Origin of the sequence: Rhodohalobacter halophilus (assembly GCF_001715195.1) — a bacterium.
Classification (GTDB): Bacteria; Bacteroidota; Rhodothermia; order Balneolales; family Balneolaceae; genus Rhodohalobacter; species Rhodohalobacter halophilus.
Map to the genome: position 1 here is coordinate 1 of NZ_MDWE01000054.1, position 3,370 is coordinate 3,370.

General features: G+C 39.7%; 3 protein-coding genes. 2 read left to right on the forward strand and 1 reads right to left on the reverse strand.

All coding sequences use genetic code 11. The features are described from left to right. Window positions 1-90: 90 nt before the first annotated feature. Window positions 91-1,203, reverse strand: coding sequence for a 6-bladed beta-propeller (locus tag BG260_RS12525; protein ID WP_176719498.1), 1,113 nt, complete (start codon window positions 1,201-1,203; stop codon window positions 91-93). Between the two features lie 506 nt (window positions 1,204-1,709). Between BG260_RS12525 and BG260_RS12530 the strand changes: the two genes are divergently transcribed. Together BG260_RS12530 and BG260_RS12535 are read left to right on the forward strand one after the other, a co-directional pair. Next, on the forward strand, window positions 1,710-2,288 hold the full coding sequence (locus BG260_RS12530; protein WP_069133219.1) for a hypothetical protein: 579 nt from the start codon (window positions 1,710-1,712) through the stop codon (window positions 2,286-2,288). 56 nt (window positions 2,289-2,344) lie between these two features. Then, window positions 2,345-3,361, forward strand: coding sequence for an IS5 family transposase (locus BG260_RS12535; protein ID WP_069133221.1), 1,017 nt, complete (start codon window positions 2,345-2,347; stop codon window positions 3,359-3,361). Window positions 3,362-3,370 lie beyond the last annotated feature (9 nt).

The following is a 3,370-nucleotide window of genomic DNA, read 5'->3' on the forward strand; positions in this document are numbered from 1 at the left end:
GCGGCAATTCTGCTGCGGGGCAGTCAACTCAAAAGTCGAATAACCAACGCAAACCCGTCAGCAGGAATTGCTGGTTATGCTACTGTATATCTAATTGTTAATATTGAATGTAATTAATGAGTGAACACCAAGCTCCGACTCCGTTACTCCATAAGCTTTACCATTCTTGATAGTGTGAAAAATGATAGGTTCCTTCAACTTTGCCTGATATAATCCTTCCCCTTCATTATTAAAAACCCACCATAACTCACCATTCTTGAATCCTTCAAGATTCACTGCAACCCAGATATATTCATTATCATCAATTAAGAAGGTTTCATACAAAGGCCAAATCTCTGGAAGTTGTTCACGAATTTCACTTTCAGCGTTACGACTAGCGTAATACTCATCCTCAAGAATGGATTGTCTTTCCTGGCTACTGACTGGAGTGGGTTCCAGTACCTTTTCTAAAACTTGTGTGGAATTCTCAGGGTTTTGAAAATTGAACTTATTTATAGTCAGCTCACTGTTATGACCATAAAAAATATCACCGTTATTTTTACTAAATATCGGTTTTGTACCATAAGGAAGTACGCGAATACCAAAACCTCCGCTATTACTAAAACGAAAATATTCCCTTTGAGGTAATTGATAGACTTCTGTATATACTTGTGAAGTTTTATCAAATAGTTCCAGCCTTTCATATTTGATATCCCATAAATCATGTTGAGAAAAACTTTCTCCAAAAACAAAGAGATAATTTTCATCGTCATAAGGCCAAAAGTTAACAACTCGTCTAAAAGCTCGATCGGGATAAATAAAGTCCTCAATATGAGTTAATTCTCCTAAGTCATTTTCAATTTGAAATTCTGAAACCTTAAGCTGATTACTGTCAACAATGTATAATGATTGATTATTTACAAATATTTGAGCCAATGTCAGATATTCGCCCGGGCCTTGACCGCGATTATTAAACTCCCTGATCAATTCTCCATTTTGATCTAAAATCAATATGCTGTTTCTCTGGGCATCGGCAACATAGATGTTTTCAAATGAATCAAGGTATATATTTCGAATGAAGCCAAAATCAATATCGCCTGATTCAGATAAATCAAACTCTACTGACAACTCGATTTCACTTAACTGCTCTTGATTAAACTCGCTGTCTGAATCCGAGGAACAAGCAATCATTAACAAAAAAAGGAATGGTAGAAGTTTTCTCATTTTTGTCAGTTCTTTGTTATTAGTAGCATAACGGCGCATGGCTTGTGCTGCCGGGCAATAACCTCAATTTCGAACTGCAAACCTGAACCGGACAGCACGAAGCCATTGTTATGTTTTGAATTTACTGAATTTCGAGCTTACCCTTTTTTCTTATCGATAAAAATTTCGAAATTTTATTTCTCCGCTAATAATCTCGTTTCCGCTCTATGGCGGTTAAATTTCCCGCTTTGGAACTTAATTCTTTTTTTTGCAAACCTGCTGGTCAATACAATTAACTCCACCCCGTCAAAGAAGCCGAGTAACCGAAACGTGTTGCAGTCAATCATTGCTCAGTCTTCCCAAATAGTCTTTTCGATTCTGTACAACAAAACTGAAAATGTTAAATGTGTTGAGAATTTTTAAAGAATTGACTATTAATACATTTACTTGCAAAGTTTTGGGATTTGCTTTTTCGTTTTTTTTTTTAATTGGTCGACGGCTTACAAACTTTAACCAAAATCATTGCAATGAAATATTTTTTAGTAATTTTTACAGCCATTTTAATTGTAGGGTGTGATGCTGGCGTAATAAATGCACCTGATGAAGATATAAAGCTGATTGATGTCGAATCGATTGAAGACATTGGATATATCGCAAAAAAAATAGAGGACAATTTTAGTATTGAAGAATTAGATGGCAACATGCGCAATAAGTCATCTATGGGTAATAGAGAATCAGAAATACTGAAAGATGTTTTATTACCATTACAAAGAAAAGGTTCTGCTTTCAAAGAAAAAGTTTTAGAGAATTCAGTAGATAAGGATTCGGATTTAGAATATTTAAATAAAATTACAGAAGAAGAATTAATAATGGTGGGACTTCTCTCAGTAATATTGGAAAATGCTGATGAATTGGAGAATAAATGCAAATCTATAGAAGCCAATCCTTTAATGGCTCAAAGCATAGATGGAGATAGAGTGATGTCCTGTTTAGGCACTGCAACAGGATATTCATCCATTAAGGCGATTGCGGACATAAATGGTTTGATGAGTGCCAGAACACTAATAGAAGGCTTTGCAAAACCTCCTGAGTTCGTGAGTTTTTAATTGGATTCAGTTATTTTTGGTTCAACATAAATTTTCATCTAAAATCCGATTTTTTCATGGCTGACGGTGATCAATTAAGCTTTGGCGACGGACTTCTTTCCAATCGGCGCAAAATCAGCAAACTTTCCAAACACCTGCATAAACTTGACGAGATCATCGACTGGCAGCCTCTGGTCCGGGAAATCTCAATCATCGATAAAACCGATAAAAAGACTGGTGGCCGGCCTCGCAAAAACCCGCTGTGGATGATCAAAGCCACGTTTCTGCAATCCCTGTTCAGCCTGAGTGACCCTCAGCTGGAAGATCAATTGATTGACCGACTCAGCTTCCAGCGGTTTGTGGGAATTAACCTGGATCAGGAGATCCCTGATTTTACTACCTTTTGGCGCTTCAAGGAAGCCCTGAGCGTCCACAATTTAGACCATCGCATCTTTGAGTTGATTACCCAGCAGTTGGAATCCAAGGGCCTGATGGTGAAGAAAGGCACCATTGTTGACGCTTCCATCCTTCCATCCTCGGGACGTCCGCTGTCGGATAAAAAGCGCGGGGAGCTGGCTGAGCAGCCTTCCCCGCAGATCGACACCGATGCGGATTCCACAAAAAAAGGCGGCACCTACTATTTTGGTTACAAAGGTCATATCGGTGTGGACATTGAGTCCAAACTCATCCGCAAGGCCACCTTCACCCCGGCAAGTGTTCACGATAGCACGCAAACCAAAAAGCTGATCAGCTACGATGAGAAGGCCTTATTTGGAGATAAAGCCTATGTGGACGGCCATCACAAATATTCGGCCCGCCACTACGGCTGGTACTATGGAGTCTTGGACAAGGCCAAACGCAATCAGCCTCTATCAGGCTCCCAGAAAAAACGAAACCGTAAATTGAACAGCGTTCGAGCAGCCGTGGAACATCCGTTTGCGTGGATGAAGACCAAGGCGAACCTGGTCGCTATGCGAGCCAAAAACCAGGCTCGAAACCGGTTGCGATTCCTCTTTGCCTGCATTGGGTGGAACCTGAGCAGGGCCGGATTCTTACTTGAAAAAACCAGATCCGTGGGATCAGTAGCTCTATGAAACAAAAAA

Coding starts and splice junctions, on each gene's coding strand:
- BG260_RS12525 (WP_176719498.1), bottom strand. CDS start 1,203: ATGAGAAAACTTCTACCATTCCTTTTTTTGTTAATGATTGCTTGTTCC.
- BG260_RS12530 (WP_069133219.1), top strand. CDS start 1,710: ATGAAATATTTTTTAGTAATTTTTACAGCCATTTTAATTGTAGGGTGT.
- BG260_RS12535 (WP_069133221.1), top strand. CDS start 2,345: ATGGCTGACGGTGATCAATTAAGCTTTGGCGACGGACTTCTTTCCAAT.